The sequence below is a fragment of the Rhodococcus sp. IEGM 1318 genome, from assembly GCF_033142465.1.
GTDB lineage: Bacteria > Actinomycetota > Actinomycetes > Mycobacteriales > Mycobacteriaceae > Rhodococcus_F > Rhodococcus_F qingshengii_B.
In genome coordinates, this window is sequence record NZ_JAWLSC010000008.1 from 277,146 (window position 1) to 292,994 (window position 15,849).

Below are 15,849 nucleotides of genomic sequence, written 5' to 3' on the forward strand. Positions count from 1 at the left end.
TACAACCCCATGAACCCGGGGGTATTTACCACGCCACCCACACAACAAAAAGCGGGGCCGGCGGGGTATGCACCCGGGGCCCCCACCTCTTTGTCTTACGGCATCGGGTTTTTCACCCGAACGCGACTACTTGCCGCGCTTGGCCGGAGCCTTCTTGGCCGGAGCCTTCTTGGCTGCGGTCTTGGCCGGAGCCTTCTTGGCGGGAGCCTTCTTGGCCGGAGCCTTGGCTGCGGTCTTGGCCGGAGCCTTCTTGGCGGGAGCCTTGGTGGCAACCGTCTTCTTGGCTGCGGTCTTGGCCGGAGCCTTCTTGGCGGGAGCCTTGGCGGCAACCGTCTTCTTGGCTGCGGTCTTGGCCGGAGCCTTCTTAGCCGGAGCCTTCTTGGCTGCGGTCTTCTTGGCAGCAGCCTTCTTGGCTGCAGCCTTGGTGGCCGGTGCTGCTACGCCACGCTTGACTGCCGGGCCGGTGGCCGGAAGCTTCTGTCCACCAGCGATAACAGCCTTGAACTGCGCACCCGGACGGAAAGCCGGAACCGACGTCGGCTTGACCTTGACGGTCTCGCCCGTACGCGGGTTGCGTGCAACACGTGCTGCACGACGACGCTGCTCGAAGACTCCGAAGCCGGTGATGGTCACGCTCTCGCCACGGTGGACGGCGCGGACGATGGTGTCCACGACGTGCTCCACTGCGTCGGTCGCTGTGCGCCTGTCCGAACCCAGCTTTTCAGTCAGAACATCGATGAGCTCTGCCTTGTTCATTGAAATTCCTCCGCTAATTGTGGTCCACCGTCGGACCGACTGAGAACCACGGTAAACCTGATAACGGCAAGAGTCTATGTGCCACGCCAATTCTCATTCAACGTGACTGCGAAATGGTGACCTATTTCTCTTCCCGCGCGGAGTTGCGGATTTCGGTTCAGCCCTGCGAAATTCGGGCTGGAAGGGTAGTCGGTTTCCATGAAGGCCTTGACTTTTCGAACTCGGAAATCGCTTCTACCTGCCGCAATGTCAGTCCGATGTCGTCGAGACCCTCCAGCAGACGCCACCGTGTGTAGTCGTCAATATTGAACGGCACCACCGTAGTTCCGGCGCTCACGGTCCGATTCTCGAGATCTACTGTCAATTCCAGTCCGGGCTGCTCTTCGAGCAACTTCCAGAGCAATTCGACGTCGCTCTGCTCGACCTGTGCCGCTACGAGACCGGCTTTTCCGGCGTTCCCGCGGAAGATGTCGGCGAACCGGGAAGCGATGACGACCCGAAATCCGAAGTCGGAGAGAGCCCACACGGCATGCTCACGCGAAGAGCCCGTGCCGAAATCGGGACCGGCTACGAGGACACTTCCCTTGTCGTACGGAGCCAGATTGAGAATGAAGTTGGGGTCGGTGCGCCAGCCTGCAAACAGCCCGTCCTCGAATCCCGTGCGCGTCACCCGTTTCAGGTACACGGCAGGGATGATCTGATCGGTATCGACATTCGAGCGTCGCAGCGGGACGCCGATACCCTTGTGCGTGGTAAAGGATTCCATCGAAATTCTCCTCGAGATGGTAAGTGGGTCAGACCAGATCGGCCGGTGCCGAGAGCGTTCCGCGGACCGCAGTGGCAGCCGCGACGAGCGGGGAAACCAGATGGGTCCGACCGCCTTTACCCTGTCGGCCTTCGAAATTCCGGTTGGACGTCGATGCCGAACGCTCGCCGGGAGCAAGCTGGTCAGGGTTCATTCCCAAGCACATCGAGCAACCGGCCTGGCGCCATTCGGCCCCTGCCGCCGTGAAGATTTCACCGAGACCTTCACTTTCGGCTTGAGCACGCACCCGCATCGAGCCGGGAACGATGAGCATCCGAACGCCCTCTGCCACATGGCGACCCTCGAGCACCTCGGCCACCGCGCGCAGATCTTCGATGCGTCCGTTGGTGCACGAACCGACGAAGACGGTGTCGACAGCAACATCCCGAAGCGCCATGCCGGCGTCGAGACCCATGTAGGTGAGCGCCTTCTCGGCAGCCTGACGCTCGCTCTCGTCGACGATCAGTTCCGGATCGGGAACACGGTCACCGAGCGGTGCACCCTGTCCCGGATTGGTTCCCCACGTGACAAAAGGTGTCAATGCGCTTGCGTCGATGTGGACCTCGTTGTCGAATTCGGCGCCCTCGTCGGTCTTGAGCAACTCCCACGCGGCGACGGCTTCGTCCCACTCTGCGCCCGACGGTGCATGCGGACGGCCCTTGATGAACTCGTAAGTGGTCTCGTCCGGTGCGATCATGCCCGCACGGGCTCCGGCCTCGATCGACATGTTGCAGATGGTCATACGGGCTTCCATCGACAGTTTGCGAATGGCCTCGCCGCGGTACTCCAGGACGTAGCCCTGGCCGCCGCCGGTGCCGATCTTGGCGATGACTGCCAGGATCAAGTCCTTGCTCGTGACGCCAGGAGGCAGCTCGCCGTCGACCGTGATCGCCATGGTCTTGAAGGGGCGCAACGACAATGTCTGCGTCGCCATCACGTGCTCGACCTCGCTGGTGCCGATTCCCATTGCGAGCGCACCGAATGCGCCGTGCGTCGACGTATGACTGTCGCCGCACACCACGGTGGTTCCCGGCTGAGTCAGGCCGAGCTGCGGTCCGACCACATGCACGATGCCCTGATCGAGATCGCCCATGCGGTGCAAGCGAACTCCGAACTCCTCGCAATTTCGGCGCAAGGTGTCGACCTGAGTCTTGGACACGGGATCGGCGATCGGCTTGTCGATGTCGATCGTCGGAACATTGTGGTCCTCGGTGGCGATCGTCAGGTCGGGACGGCGCAACGGGCGTCCGGCCAAGCGAAGTCCGTCGAATGCCTGCGGGCTCGTCACTTCGTGAACGAGGTGGAGATCGATGTAAATAAGGTCGGGATCCTGCCCCTCCCCTTTCACGACAACGTGGTCGTCCCACACCTTCTCGGCGAGAGTGCGTGCTTTCTGTGCCATGTCTTCCACCTCTGTACGTAGCCTCGCGTCGGCGGACTACGGGCTGGCCCGCCGCGCGTGAAGTAGGTCCCCAACTTCCGTAGGAAATGCACTAGCCGTTCAGGAAATGCGCTATCCCACCATGAAATGCGCTATCCCTCCAGGAAATGCGGTAGCATCCCACTATGCGAGAAACTGGTATCGACCTATGAGACAGCATAGCGGCATCGGCGTCCTGGACAAAGCAATGGGCGTGCTTCATGCAGTAGCTGAGGAACCATGCAGCCTCACCGAACTCTGTGCACGAACCGGTTTGCCGCGCGCAACCGCCCATAGACTCGCCGTCGGCCTCGAAGTCCACCGACTCCTCACCCGCGACTCGGACGGTCAGTGGTGCCCGGGGCCTGGACTCGCCGAACTCGCTGCCACCGCTAATGATCCACTCATTGCGGCGGCCGGACTCATCCTCCCCCGCCTTCGCGAAATCACCGGCGAAAGCGTCCAGCTGTACCGCCGAGAAGGCACACAACGCATCTGCGTCGCATCGATGGAACCTCCGACAGGTTTGCGCGACACGGTTCTCGTCGGGGCCCGGCTGCCGATGAATGCCGGATCCGGCGCCAAGGTCCTTCTCGCATGGGCAGATCCACAAACCCAACGGACCGTTCTCGCCGATGCGTCGTTCGGCGAACGAGTGCTCCTCGAGGTGCGTCGGCGCGGCTGGGCACAGAGCGCAGCCGAACGTGAGCCGGGTGTCGCCAGCGTCGCGGCTCCCGTCCGCGACTCCGCAGGTACTGTCATTGCCGCGATTTCGGTCTCCGGCCCCATCGACCGGATGGGTCGGCGACCGGGAGCGCGCTGGGCCGCCGACCTTCTCGCAGCTGCCGAAGCGCTCCACAAGCGTCTGTAATTCGTGACACAGTAAGGTCTTCAGATCCTCGAGCACGTAGGAGTACGACGCGACCATGGCAGGAAAGCAGCGTAGTCAGATCACGATGACCGAGGCCGAAATTTCGAGCTTCGTCGAAAAGAGCCGCACGGCAACGATGGCGACGTTGAGCGCAGACGGAATGCCTCACCTGATCGCGATGTGGTTCGCGATAGTCGACGGCGAAATCTGGTTCGAGACCAAAGCCAAGTCGCAGAAGGCCGTCAATCTTCGCCGGGACGCCCGTATGTCGGTGCTGATCGAAGACGGCCTGACGTACGACACGCTCCGAGGGGTCTCGATGGAAGGCACGGGAGTGATCGTCGAGGATCCCGATGCCCTCTTCGCCGTGGGAATCAGCGTCTGGGAGCGATACACCGGCCCGTACACCGACGATGTCCGCCCGGCCGTCGACGCGATGCTCCACAAACGCGTCGCGGTACGGTTCGTTCCCGATCGAACTCGTTCGTGGGACCACCGCAAGCTCGGGATGCCTGCGATGCCTCTATCCGGCTCTACCGCACCGCCGCCGCAGCCCCGAGATTCGTGAGCAACAAAATCACGAGCATTCGAATTCGGGCCGGCGTAGTTTCACCAACAGGCCCAACAACAAGGAGTGAGCATATGAGCGATCTCGACAGCAACACCCCGTCCGAATCCGAATCCCAATCGGAGGAGACCAAACGAAAGTTCCGTGAGGCCCTCGAACGGAAGAATCATCAGAACGCAAAATCGACCGACCATCGCGACGGACAGTCCAAGGTCCACAACACGCATGGCCCTGCCGATCACAAGCGAGAGTTCCGCCGCAAGAGCGGATAGCCTTTAGCGGACGACAGAGTGAGATAACGATCACCCCCAGTCGAATTCGATTGGGGGTGATTGCTTTTCGTGACCCGATGAAAGTTTCCTGGACATACGAAAAGACCCTCCGATCGATGATCGAAGGGTCTTTCCTTTGTAGCCCCGACGGGATTCGAACCCGCGCTACCGCCTTGAGAGGGCGGCGTCCTAGGCCGCTAGACGACGGGGCCAGAACACGCTTTTAACCGTGGTATTTCAGTCTTGCTCTTGGATGCTCAGCAAGCTTAGCTTGTCTGAGTCCGGCCACAAAATCGACCGGATTTCCGCTGGGGTACCAGGACTCGAACCTAGAATGGCGGTACCAGAAACCGCTGTGTTGCCAATTACACCATACCCCAAGGTCTTGCTCACCAGCCTTACCCGATCCGCTTCGCTGTTGTGCTCGGCGGCTCGTCTCCGGCCGAAAAGAAGATTACCAGTACCCCTGCCCCAAACACCAAATCGTATGGTCACGGGAGGTTTTTGCTTCATTTTCGGCCGGAAGACCGCCCAATCTAAGCGGTTACGGCTGCCCTACCTGCTCGCAGCCGCGCGAGAGAGACGTCCCGACCGAGCAATTCCATCGACTCGTAGAGCGGAGGGCTGATGTGAGAGCCCGTGATCGCCACTCGCACCGGGGCGAAGGCCTTACGCGGCTTGAGCTCCAGATCCTCGATGAGGGCTTTCTTGAGAGCTTCCTCGATGCTTGCCGCCGTCCACTCCGAGACACCGTCGAGCGCAGCAAGCGATGCGTCCAGAACCGGTCCCGCATCTTCCTTCAGGTTCTTTGCCGCTGCAGCCGGATCGAGGGCAAACGACGCCTCGTCGACGAACAGGAACTTCAGCAGATCCCACGCGTCGGACAGAACGACGATGCGCGTCTGCACGAGGTCCGCAGCAACAGTGAACGTCGCCTCGTCGACGTCGGCGCCGATGTGGCCATGCTCCACCAGGAACGACTTCAGTCGGGCCGCAAAGTCGGCCGGCTCGAGCAAGCGAATGTGCTCGGCGTTGATCGCGTCGGCCTTCTTCTGGTCGAAGCGCGCGGGGTTGGAGTTGACCTTGGAGACGTCGAAGGCCTCCACCATCTCGTCGAGCGAGAAGACGTCGTGATCGTCGGCGATGCTCCACCCGAGCAGAGCCAGATAATTCAGCAGTCCCTCGGGAATGAAGCCCCGATCACGGTGAATAAAGAGGTTGGACTCGGGATCGCGCTTGGAAAGCTTCTTGTTGCCCTGACCCATCACGAACGGCAGGTGCCCGAACGACGGTGTGAAATCGGCAACACCGATGCGGATCAATGCCTCGTACAACGCGAGCTGACGAGGAGTCGAGGACAGCAGGTCCTCACCGCGTAGTACGTGGGTGATCTTCATCAACGCGTCGTCGACCGGGTTGACCAGCGTGTACAGCGGAATGCCGTTGCCGCGAGTCAACGCGAAGTCCGGAACGGTGCCTGCTTTGAACGTGGTCTCGCCGCGGACCAGGTCGTTCCATGTCAGGTCGTGATCGGGCATCCGGAGTCGGACGACGGGCTTGCGACCCTCGACAATGTAGGCGGCGCGCTGCTCTTCGCTGAGGTCGCGATCGAAATTGTCGTATCCGAGCTTCGGATCGCGGCCGGCAGCCTTGTGCCGCGCTTCCACTTCTTCGTTGGTCGAGTACGACTCGTAGGCCTCACCCGCGGCAAGCAGCTTGGTTACGACGTCGAGATGCAGGTCACGACGCTCGGACTGGCGATACGGCGCGTGCGGCCCACCGACCTCCGGGCCCTCGTCCCAGTTGAGCCCCAACCAGCGGAGGGCGTCGAGGATGGCCTGGTAGGACTCTTCACTGTCGCGCTGCGCATCGGTGTCTTCGATACGGAACACGAACGTGCCGCCGTGGTGTCGTGCGAATGCCCAGTTGAACAAGGCGGTGCGCACCAAACCTACGTGCGGGGTTCCGGTGGGTGACGGGCAGAAACGGACGCGTACTTCGCTGTTGGTCATGGCTCACTTGGCTCGGCGATGGTGGATGGTCGTACTACAGGTTAGTCCGGTAGCGCTTCCTCCATCCCCCGATCACCTACCCGGTAGGACGTTGATTCTCGTCATGTCACCGTCGTAGTAGGCGAGTAGTCGCTTGTCCATGACCTTTCGCCACAGCGGTGGCACCCACGCGCACACGATCATGACCGCGTAACCCGCAGGAAGTTGCGGCGCTTCGGCCGCGCTGCGCAGGCTCTGATACCGCAGACGCGGATTCGCGTGATGGTCGCTGTGGCGTTGAAGCTGATAGAGGAAGAGGTTGCTGACCACGTGGTCACTGTTCCAGCTGTCCTCTGGTGAGCAGCGAACGTACGAGCCGTCAGGCCTCCTTGCGCGAAGCAATCCGTAATGCTCGAGATAGTTGGCGGTCTCGAGGAACGTGAATCCCGCAATCGCCTGAACGGCCAGCCACGGAGCGATTTCCCACCCGAACAGCGCAATCAGGCCGCCGAACAGAACAACGCTCATCGCCCACGCGTTCAAGATATTGTTCCGACAGCTCCAGGTTCGCCGTCCTTGACGCTTCAGTCGAGCGCTTTCGATCCGCCATCCCGAGCGCAGACCGCCGACGACACTGCGAGGCAGGAAGAACCAGAAATTCTCCCTGTAGCGCGAACTGGCCGGATCCTCCGGCGTCGCGACGCGGACGTGGTGACCATGGTTGTGTTCGACGTAGAAATGGCCGTAGAAGGACTGCGCCAGCGCTAGTTTCGCGAGCCACTTCTCGAGCTTCTCACTCTTGTGCCCCAGTTCATGTGCCGCATTGATCCCCACACCGGCAACAACACCGGCGGTCATCGCGAGAGCGAACTTCTCCCCCGCAGCCATCGGCGCGTTCACCCAGCACCACGCGACGAACACGAGACCGAGGTATTGAAGTGGCAGGAACAAGTACGTGCACCAGCGGTAGAAACGATCCTCCTGCAGATGTGGAATCGCTTCGTCCGGAGGACTGTTCCCGTCCTCGCCTGCCAGGAGATCAATCAGAGGAATGACGATGACGATCAGCCACGCCCCGATGGCCCAGAAGAGCCCCAGGCTGAACTTGTCGACCAGGAACCAGGCAGCAAAGGGACTGAGAGGCACCAGCAAACCCAACGGCCACAGGCGGCGCTTCTTGTCTCGCCACACCGGCCGCTGCCCGTTTCGCGCGCCCCCAGCCGCCATCCGGGAGGCTTCCGCGAAAATCGTCATCTGTCACCGCGTTTCTGCGCAATCCACTCGATTGCCCCATGGCTTCTATCCAGTTATCGGCCACCCTACTGCTCAACGTTCCATTTCAGGGAATTTGGTCTGATATCGGTTGCGGCGGCAAACCCTTACGGCAAAGGCCTCCAATCCGGGAATTTCGATCATAATGCCAGAACAGATCTGACGACGCTTCGCTTGACTCATGAAACCTGCAGGCCAGTCCCAGAGCGCCATCGACTGAAGTCGGGTGACAATCCAGACCACCCCTGACTGATAGTTACCATCTTGCAACTTTCCTCGATGGACAACTCGCGAGCTCACAGCACGAAAGAAGCCCCACCCGGTAAGGATGGGGCCTCCGTCGTCGTGTGACTGAACGAACTGGGTCAGATCAACTCTTGGCGGTCACCGGGTTCGCGAGCGTGCCGATCCCCGAGACCGTGACCGACACGGAATCCCCGTCGACGATCGGGCCGACTCCGGCCGGTGTGCCGGTGAGGATGACGTCGCCGGGCAGGAGTGTCATCACCGCCGAGATCCACTCGATGATCTTAGGAATGTCGTGGAGGAGGAAAGCCGTGCTGCTGTCCTGCTTGACCTGACCGTTCACCTCGGTCTTGATGTCGACGTCGGACGCATCCAGGCTGGTTTCGATCCAGGGTCCGAGTGGGCAGAAGGTGTCGTGCCCCTTCGCACGCGTCCACTGCCCGTCGTGACGCTGATGATCACGCGCCGACACGTCGTTGGCGATTGTGTAGCCGAGGACCACGCTCAACGCCTTCGCCGCGGGAACGTCCTTGCACGGCTGACCGATGACTATCGCGAGTTCACCCTCGAAGTGCACCTCGTTGGAGGTGAGAGGCAAGACGATCGGGGCACCCGGACCGACGATGGACGTATTGGGCTTGAGGAAGATCACGGGATCCGCGGGAGCTTCGCCGCCCATCTCGGCAATGTGGTCGGCGTAGTTCTTACCGATGCAGATCACCTTGCTGGCCAGAATCGGGGCGAGAAGGCGAACATCGGCGAGTGGCCAACTTCGGCCGGTAAATGTGGGATTCCCGAACGGGTGCTCCGCGATCTCCTTGGCGACGAGGGCATCCTCTTCACCTTCGATACTGACGAACGCAACACCATCGGGACTGGCAATTCGACCAAGACGCATGAACGCAAGTCTATCCGGGTGCCGGATACGCCTGACGCGCGCAAGCCGAAAGGCTTACGCGCGTCAGTCTCGTGAGAAGAATCCCTACAGTGCTGCGGTGATCCGGTCACCGATCTCCGTGGTGGAGATGGGTCCTTCGCCTCGCGTTGCCAGGTCCGCGGCAACTACTGCCTCGACCCGAGCGGCGTCGTCTTCGCGACCGAGGTGACGAAGGAGCAGTGCAGCGGACAGGATCGCGGCAGTGGGGTCGGCGATCCCCTTGCCTGCAATATCGGGAGCACTACCGTGCACCGGCTCGAACATCGACGGGTTGGTACCCGACGCGTCGATGTTTCCGCTTGCGGCCAAACCGATTCCACCGGTCACCGCGCCGGCGAGATCGGTGATGATGTCACCGAAGAGGTTGTCCGTGACGATCACGTCGAAGCGCGACGGGTCGGTGACCATGTAGATCGTGGCCGCGTCGATGTGGCAATACGCGGTTTCGACGTCCGGGAACTCGGCGCCGACGGTCTCGATTGCACGCGTCCAGATTGCGCCCGCGTTGGAGAGCACGTTGGTCTTGTGAATCAAGGTGAGGTGCTTGGACCGGGTCTGCGCCAAGGCAAATGCGTAACGCACCACGCGCTCGGCACCGAACCAGGTGTTGATCGACACCTCGGTCGCGATCTCGTGATCGGTACCGACGCGGATCGCTCCACCGTTTCCGGTGTACGGACCCTCGGTTCCTTCACGAACGACGACGAAATCGATCTCCGGCTGAGCCGCCAACGGCGACAACGCACCCGGATACAGCTGTGCGGGGCGAAGATTCACGTGATGATCGAGCTGGAAACGCATGTTCAGCAGCAGACCACGCTCGAGGATGCCGGGTGCGACGATCCGCGGATCCCCGATGGCGCCCAACAGGATTGCGTCGTGCTGACGAATCTGGTCCAGCTCGTCGGCCGGAAGCAGCTCGCCGGTGGCGTTGTAGCGACGGGCACCGAGATCGTATTCGGTGGTTTCCAGATCCGGAACCAACTTGCCGAGCACCTTGAGCGCTTCGGCTGTGACCTCGACGCCGATTCCGTCACCCGGAATGACCGCAAGCTTCATGGAGTCCTCATCTCAGTAGAACTGTGCGCCTTTGTTAACCGCGGGCGGTCAACAAAGGCGCACAGCAAAAACAAATCAGGAAAGGTCGACCTGGGCGACGCGAGCGTCGAGCTGCGAGACGATTGCGTCGACCTCGGTGTCACCGACGACGCGGTCGACGCGCAGGATGACCGTTGCGCCTTCGCCTTCGGCGTCCTGGCTCAACGCTGCGGCGAGAATATCGACGCTCGCGTTACCGAGAACCGTGCCGAGCACACCGAGAACGCCCGGACGATCGCTGTAGTGAACGACGATGTTGTGACCCTCGGCGCGCAGGTCGAAGCTGCGTCCGTTGATATTTACGATCTTCTCGACCTGCTGCAGGCCGGTGAGTGCGCCCGTGACCGACGTGACCGTGCCGTCGGCGGCAACTGCACGAACCTCGACCGCGCTGCGGTGAGCAAGAGCCTCGGAGTGCTTCTCGACCGACACGGTCACGCCGCGCTGCTCGGCAAGTGCCGGAGCGTTGACGAACGTGACAGCCTCGTCGCTGCTGGCAGAGAACACGCCGCGCAGTGCAGCCAGGCCGAGGATGTCGACGGTCTCGGCCGACAGCTCGCCGGTGGCGACAACCTGCACGGTCTGAACTGCCTCGGGCGACAGCGTCGCAGCGAGGAGACCGAGCTTGCGGACGAGCTCGAGCCACGGAGCAACTTCTTCGCCGACGGGGCCGCCGGAGACGTTGACGGCCTCGGGAACGAATTCGCCTGCCAGAGCAAGGAGAACACTCTTCGCCACGTCGATGCCTGCGCGGTCCTGAGCCTCGGACGTCGATGCACCGAGGTGCGGGGTGACAACGACGTTGTCGAGACCGAAGAGCTTGGAATCGGTGCACGGCTCGGTGCTGAACACATCGAGGCCGGCGCCGCGAACCTTGCCGGAGACCAGTGCGTCGTAGAGCGCATCTTCGTCGATCAGACCACCGCGTGCGGCGTTGACGATGATGACGCCGTCCTTGGCCTTGGCGAGACGCTCGGCGTTGATCAGGCCGGCCGTTTCCTTGGTCTTGGGCAGGTGCACGGAGATGAAGTCGGCGCGCTCTACGAGCTCGTCGATGGTGACCAGTTCGATGCCGAGCTGCGCTGCGCGCGCTGCGGGCAGGTAGGGGTCGTACGCGATGATCGTGGTCTCGAACGCAGCGAGACGCTGCGCGAAGAGCTGGCCGATGCGGCCGAGTCCGACGACACCGACGGTCTTGCCGAGGATCTCGACACCGTTGAACTTGCTTCGCTTCCAGGTGTTCTCACGCAGGGTCTTGTCTGCTGCGGGAATCTGGCGAGCGGTCGACATGAGGAGCGCGACAGCGTGCTCGGCAGCGGAGTGAATGTTGGAGGTCGGTGCGTTGACGACCATCACGCCGCGCTCGGTGGCTGCGGGGATCTCGACGTTGTCCAGGCCGACACCGGCGCGGCCGATGATCTTCAGCTTGGTGCCGGCAGCCAGAACCTCGGCGTCGACGGTGGTGGCGGAACGGACGAGAATCGCGTCGGCCTCGGGTACCGCGGCGAGCAGCGCCGGGCGGTCGGGTCCGTCGACCCAACGCACCTCCACACCGTCACCGAGCGCCTCGACTGTGGACGGCGCGAGCTTGTCGGCGATCAGAACAACGGGACGGCCAGGCTGGCTCACGTGCAAACTCCCTGATTAGGTGGGCGTGAAGGTGGTTTAACCACCGACAGTTTAGTGCGCGCTGACTTCGAATCCACAACGCGGTAGGCAATACCACATAGTGGACACTTTCGCGGGCAAATTCTCGATGCAATATGAATCCGGGCTCAACCAGCCCGGAAAACAACTCGGGCCCAATGCCGCGCTGGTTCAACGGAATTGAACCGGCGCGGCATCAGGCCAGTGGAGACGTGGAGCGTGAAACTGCGAATTACGCGGTTTCGGTGATCGGACGATCGACCCAGCTCATCAGGTCGCGCAGCTTCTTGCCGGTGACCTCGATGGGGTGCTCGGCATTTGCCTTGCGCAGGCCCTCGAGCTCGGTGTTGCCGTTCTCGACGTTGGCAACCAGACGACGGGTGAACTCGCCGGACTGGATGTCGGCCAGGATCGCCTTCATGCGCTCCTTGGTGTCGGCGTCGATGACGCGCGGTCCGGAGAGGTATCCACCGAACTCAGCGGTGTCGGACACCGAGTAGTTCATGCGTGCGATGCCACCCTCGTACATGAGGTCGACGATGAGCTTGAGCTCGTGCAGAACCTCGAAGTACGCCATCTCGGGTGCGTAGCCGGCCTCGACCATGACCTCGAAACCGGTCTTGACCAGTTCCTCGGTGCCGCCGCACAGCACGGCCTGCTCGCCGAAGAGGTCCGTCTCGGTCTCTTCCTTGAACGTGGTCTTGATGACGCCTGCGCGGGTTCCGCCGATGCCCTTGGCGTAGGACAGAGCGAGAGCCTGGCCTTCGCCCTTGGGATCCTGGTCGATGGCGATGAGCGCGGGAACGCCCTTGCCGTCGACGAACTGACGACGCACCAGGTGGCCGGGTCCCTTAGGGGCGACCATGCCGACGGTGACGAACTCCGGAGCCTTGATCAGGTCGAAGTGAATGTTCAGGCCGTGACCGAAGAACAGCGCGTCGCCGTCCTTGAGGTTCGGCTCGATGTCGTTGGTGAAAATGCTCGCCTGAGCGGTGTCAGGTGCGAGCACCATGATGACGTCGGCCCACTCCGAAACCTCGGCCGGCGTACCGACTGTCAGGCCCTGCTCCTGCGCCTTCTCACGCGACTTCGAGCCTTCCTTGAGGCCGATGCGCACATCGACGCCCGAGTCACGCAGGCTCAACGAATGGGCGTGGCCCTGGCTTCCGTAGCCGATCACAGCAACCTTGCGGCCCTGAATGATCGACAGATCGGCATCGTCGTCGTAGAACATCTCGACTGCCACAGTTCTCAACCTCTCCTTGGATTTTTACGTGTCTAAAAGTACTAGCGGGTGGCCGTGATCGACTTCGGCCCTCGACCGACTGCCACGACCCCGGACTGAACGATCTCCCGGATACCGTACGGATCGAGCATCCGCAGCAGTGCATCCAGCTTGGACCGAGTACCGGTCGCCTCGATGGTGACAGACTCCGGGGAGACGTCGATCACCTTGGCGCGGAACAGGTTCACCGTTTCGATGACCTGCGTGCGCACGCTTGCATCTGCGCGCACCTTGATGAGCACGAGCTCGCGAGCGACGGATGCTTCACCGTCCTGCTCGACGATCTTGATGACGTTGATCAGCTTGTTGAGCTGCTTCGTCACCTGCTCGAGAGGGAACTCGTCGACCGTGACGACGATGGTCATACGTGAGATCTCGGGGATCTCGGTTCCACCCACCGCAAGGGATTCGATGTTGAATCCGCGGCGGGAGAAAAGTGCGGAGACGCGAGCCAGCACGCCTGGCTTGTCCTCGACGAGAACACTGAGGGTGTGACTGGTGCTCACTTCTGATCCTCCCCTGTGCCCGCGGCGGGTCCGGCTTGCTCGCGTGACATGGCTTCGTGGATGACGGCGGGCTCGGCTACTGCCTCGTCGTCGTCGAACAGCGGCCGGATGCCCCGGGCCGCCATGATTTCGTCGTTGCTCGTTCCGGCAGCGACCATCGGCCACACCTGCGCGTCGGCGGTGACGATGAAGTCGATCACGACAGGCTTGTCGTTGATGGACTGCGCCTCACGGATCGCAGCTTCGACATCTTCTTCGCGCTCGACACGAATTCCGTGGCAGCCCAATGCTTCTGCGAGCTTGACGAAGTCCGGGATGCGGATGGCGCCGTGCGTTCCGAGGTTGGTGTTGGAGTAGCGCTCTTCGTAGAAGAGTGTCTGCCACTGACGCACCATGCCGAGGTTGCCGTTGTTGATCAGGGCAACCTTGATCGGAATACCTTCGAGTGCGCAGGTTGCGAGTTCCTGATTGGTCATCTGGAAGCAGCCGTCGCCGTCGATCGCCCACACCTCGGTGTCGGGCATGCCCATCTTGGCGCCCATGGCTGCGGGAACCGCGTAGCCCATGGTGCCGAGTCCACCCGAGTTGAGCCACGTGCGGGGCTTCTCGTAACCGACGAACTGCGCGGCCCACATCTGGTGCTGGCCGACGCCGGCACAGTAGATGGCATCCGGTCCGGCGAGCTTGCCGACGGTCTGGATGACGTACTCCGGGCTCAGCTGACCGTCGGTGGGACGGTCGTAGCTCAGCGGGTACGTGCGACGGATGTCGTTCAGGTACACCCACCATTCAGAGAGTTCGAACGTGGTGCCCGTGGCCATGTCGGCACGGATAGCCTCGATGAGTTCGGTGATGACCTCTTTGCAGTCGCCCACGATCGGGACGTCGGCGTAGCGGTTCTTGCCGATCTCGGCCGGATCGATGTCGGCGTGGATGACCTTGGCATCGGGCGCGAAGGAATTCAGCTGACCGGTGACGCGGTCGTCGAAACGCGCGCCGAGGGTGATCAAGAGATCGCTACGCTGCAGAGCGGCGACCGCGGCAACGGTGCCGTGCATACCGGGCATACCGCAGTTGAGATCGTGGCTGTCCGGGAACGCGCCGCGAGCCATCAATGTAGTGACGACAGGGATTCCGGTCAGCTCGGCCAATTCGAGCAGCTCCGGCGAGGAGTCGGACTTGATGACGCCGCCACCGACGTACAGCACCGGCGACTTGGCGTCTGCAATCAGACGTGCAGCTTCACGTACCTGCTTGCCGTGCGGCTTGGTGACCGGGCGGTATCCCGGCAGACGCATCTCCGGCGGCCACGAGAACGTGGTCTGCGACTGCAGGATGTCCTTCGGGATATCGACCAGGACGGCGCCGGGGCGACCGCTGGCTGCGAGGTAGAACGCCTCGGCCATGATGCGCGGGATGTCGATCGCGTCGGTGATCAGGAAGTTGTGCTTGGTGACCGGCATCGTGATGCCTGAGATGTCGGCTTCCTGGAAGCCGTCGGTACCGATCAGCGAGCGAGCCACCTGTCCGGTGATCGCGACGATCGGAACGGAGTCCATCTGCGCGTCGGCCAGCGGCGTGACCAGGTTGGTCGCACCGGGACCCGAGGTAGCCATGCACACGCCGACCTTGCCGGTCGCCTGGGCGTAACCGGTGGCAGCGTGCCCTGCACCCTGCTCGTGGCGCACGAGCACGTGGCGGACCTTGACCGAATCGAAGAGTGGGTCGTAAACCGGGAGCACGGCACCGCCGGGAATGCCGAATACCGTGTCGACCTCGAGCTCTTCGAGGGCTCGAACCACAGACTGCGCGCCGGTTACCCGCTCAGGCGGGAGCTGGCGACGGTTGGCCGTCTGGGTTGCGGCAGCCGCGGTTGTCGGGCTCGGTGTCCCTGACTTGCGCGGCGTTGGTTGAGGCCGTGCTGTTGGTGCGCTCACTGGGAAATCCTCTGATTTGGCTCCGGGCAACAAAAAACCCCCGTCAGCATCTGCTGAGCGAGGGTGGCGCGTCGTTATCTGGTGAGTTGAAAAATCGACTCAGGCGACGACGCGCCGGCCGATTACGAGCAACTCATTCTGTTTCACGCACTCGACAGTAGAGGCGCTAGTCGCGAACGGCAAACTTGGTGAGTCGACCGTCCCAGAATCTGAGATACATCGGCTGCAATGCGAAGAT

Annotated in this window: 14 protein-coding genes and 2 tRNA genes; 3 read left to right on the plus strand and 13 right to left on the minus strand. The window is 62.1% G+C overall.

Translation table 11 applies throughout. From position 1 onward, the window contains the following. Positions 1 to 126: 126 nt before the first annotated feature. The 3 genes from R4P65_RS20340 to leuC all read right to left on the minus strand — a co-directional run bounded on the left by R4P65_RS20340 (position 127) and on the right by leuC (position 2,972). On the minus strand, positions 127 to 756 hold the full coding sequence (locus R4P65_RS20340) for an HU family DNA-binding protein (RefSeq protein WP_019747938.1): 630 nt from the start codon (positions 754 to 756) through the stop codon (positions 127 to 129). A 157-nt stretch (positions 757 to 913) separates the two neighbouring features. After that, on the minus strand, positions 914 to 1,522 hold the full coding sequence (gene leuD, locus R4P65_RS20345) for a 3-isopropylmalate dehydratase small subunit (protein WP_019747937.1): 609 nt from the start codon (positions 1,520 to 1,522) through the stop codon (positions 914 to 916). Positions 1,523 to 1,550: 28 nt separating this feature from the next. Beyond that, the gene (gene leuC, locus R4P65_RS20350; protein WP_019747936.1) at positions 1,551 to 2,972 is read right to left on the minus strand and encodes a 3-isopropylmalate dehydratase large subunit; all 1,422 of its coding nucleotides are present in this window, start codon (positions 2,970 to 2,972) and stop codon (positions 1,551 to 1,553) included. Between the two features lie 178 nt (positions 2,973 to 3,150). On the opposite strand from leuC, the gene R4P65_RS20355 reads away from it, so the two are divergent. The 3 genes from R4P65_RS20355 to R4P65_RS20365 all read left to right on the plus strand — a co-directional run bounded on the left by R4P65_RS20355 (position 3,151) and on the right by R4P65_RS20365 (position 4,692). Next, positions 3,151 to 3,852 carry an IclR family transcriptional regulator gene (locus R4P65_RS20355; protein WP_230812834.1) on the plus strand — a complete coding sequence of 234 codons (702 nt, stop codon included), beginning with the start codon at positions 3,151 to 3,153 and terminating at the stop codon, positions 3,850 to 3,852. Positions 3,853 to 3,907: 55 nt separating this feature from the next. After that, a complete protein-coding gene (locus R4P65_RS20360; protein WP_230812831.1) occupies positions 3,908 to 4,420 on the plus strand; it encodes a pyridoxamine 5'-phosphate oxidase family protein in 513 nt (170 codons plus the stop codon). A 74-nt stretch (positions 4,421 to 4,494) separates the two neighbouring features. Next, complete coding sequence (locus R4P65_RS20365) at positions 4,495 to 4,692, plus strand: DUF5302 domain-containing protein (protein ID WP_095969209.1); 198 nt, start codon at positions 4,495 to 4,497, stop codon at positions 4,690 to 4,692. A gap of 139 nt (positions 4,693 to 4,831) precedes the next feature. On the opposite strand, the gene R4P65_RS20370 is transcribed toward R4P65_RS20365, so the two are convergent. From R4P65_RS20370 to R4P65_RS20415, 10 genes are all read right to left on the minus strand, one after another. Further along, a tRNA-Glu gene (locus R4P65_RS20370) sits at positions 4,832 to 4,904 on the minus strand. Between the two features lie 96 nt (positions 4,905 to 5,000). Beyond that, positions 5,001 to 5,072 (minus strand) — tRNA-Gln (locus R4P65_RS20375). A gap of 156 nt (positions 5,073 to 5,228) precedes the next feature. After that, complete coding sequence (gltX, locus tag R4P65_RS20380; RefSeq protein WP_317827894.1) at positions 5,229 to 6,704, minus strand: glutamate--tRNA ligase; 1,476 nt, start codon at positions 6,702 to 6,704, stop codon at positions 5,229 to 5,231. 72 nt (positions 6,705 to 6,776) lie between these two features. Then, positions 6,777 to 7,937: an alkane 1-monooxygenase gene (locus R4P65_RS20385; protein ID WP_317827895.1), complete on the minus strand. Its 1,161-nt coding sequence runs from the start codon at positions 7,935 to 7,937 to the stop codon at positions 6,777 to 6,779. 388 nt (positions 7,938 to 8,325) lie between these two features. Continuing rightward, on the minus strand, positions 8,326 to 9,099 hold the full coding sequence (locus R4P65_RS20390; protein WP_317827896.1) for a fumarylacetoacetate hydrolase family protein: 774 nt from the start codon (positions 9,097 to 9,099) through the stop codon (positions 8,326 to 8,328). Between the two features lie 84 nt (positions 9,100 to 9,183). After that, on the minus strand, positions 9,184 to 10,197 hold the full coding sequence (locus R4P65_RS20395) for a 3-isopropylmalate dehydrogenase (RefSeq protein ID WP_003944691.1): 1,014 nt from the start codon (positions 10,195 to 10,197) through the stop codon (positions 9,184 to 9,186). 75 nt (positions 10,198 to 10,272) lie between these two features. Further along, complete coding sequence (gene serA, locus R4P65_RS20400; RefSeq protein WP_230812823.1) at positions 10,273 to 11,865, minus strand: phosphoglycerate dehydrogenase; 1,593 nt, start codon at positions 11,863 to 11,865, stop codon at positions 10,273 to 10,275. Between the two features lie 250 nt (positions 11,866 to 12,115). Next, a complete protein-coding gene (gene ilvC, locus R4P65_RS20405; protein WP_172436500.1) occupies positions 12,116 to 13,117 on the minus strand; it encodes a ketol-acid reductoisomerase in 1,002 nt (333 codons plus the stop codon). A 53-nt stretch (positions 13,118 to 13,170) separates the two neighbouring features. Continuing rightward, positions 13,171 to 13,674, minus strand: a complete 504-nt coding sequence (ilvN, locus tag R4P65_RS20410; protein ID WP_003944718.1) for an acetolactate synthase small subunit — start codon at positions 13,672 to 13,674, stop codon at positions 13,171 to 13,173. Then, positions 13,671 to 15,611: an acetolactate synthase large subunit gene (locus R4P65_RS20415; RefSeq protein ID WP_317827897.1), complete on the minus strand. Its 1,941-nt coding sequence runs from the start codon at positions 15,609 to 15,611 to the stop codon at positions 13,671 to 13,673. Before R4P65_RS20415 ends, ilvN begins: the two co-directional genes overlap by 4 nt. Positions 15,612 to 15,849 lie beyond the last annotated feature (238 nt).

What these genes read in the sequence shown, in the direction of transcription:
- gltX (WP_317827894.1), bottom strand. Translation starts at nt 6,704, where the DNA reads ATGACCAACAGCGAAGTACGCGTCCGTTTCTGCCCGTCACCCACCGGA.
- R4P65_RS20365 (WP_095969209.1), top strand. Translation starts at nt 4,495, where the DNA reads ATGAGCGATCTCGACAGCAACACCCCGTCCGAATCCGAATCCCAATCG.
- R4P65_RS20355 (WP_230812834.1), top strand. Translation starts at nt 3,151, where the DNA reads ATGAGACAGCATAGCGGCATCGGCGTCCTGGACAAAGCAATGGGCGTG.
- R4P65_RS20395 (WP_003944691.1), bottom strand. Translation starts at nt 10,197, where the DNA reads ATGAAGCTTGCGGTCATTCCGGGTGACGGAATCGGCGTCGAGGTCACA.
- R4P65_RS20390 (WP_317827896.1), bottom strand. Translation starts at nt 9,099, where the DNA reads ATGCGTCTTGGTCGAATTGCCAGTCCCGATGGTGTTGCGTTCGTCAGT.
- leuD (WP_019747937.1), bottom strand. Translation starts at nt 1,522, where the DNA reads ATGGAATCCTTTACCACGCACAAGGGTATCGGCGTCCCGCTGCGACGC.
- ilvC (WP_172436500.1), bottom strand. Translation starts at nt 13,117, where the DNA reads ATGTTCTACGACGACGATGCCGATCTGTCGATCATTCAGGGCCGCAAG.
- R4P65_RS20360 (WP_230812831.1), top strand. Translation starts at nt 3,908, where the DNA reads ATGGCAGGAAAGCAGCGTAGTCAGATCACGATGACCGAGGCCGAAATT.
- R4P65_RS20340 (WP_019747938.1), bottom strand. Translation starts at nt 756, where the DNA reads ATGAACAAGGCAGAGCTCATCGATGTTCTGACTGAAAAGCTGGGTTCG.
- R4P65_RS20385 (WP_317827895.1), bottom strand. Translation starts at nt 7,937, where the DNA reads ATGACGATTTTCGCGGAAGCCTCCCGGATGGCGGCTGGGGGCGCGCGA.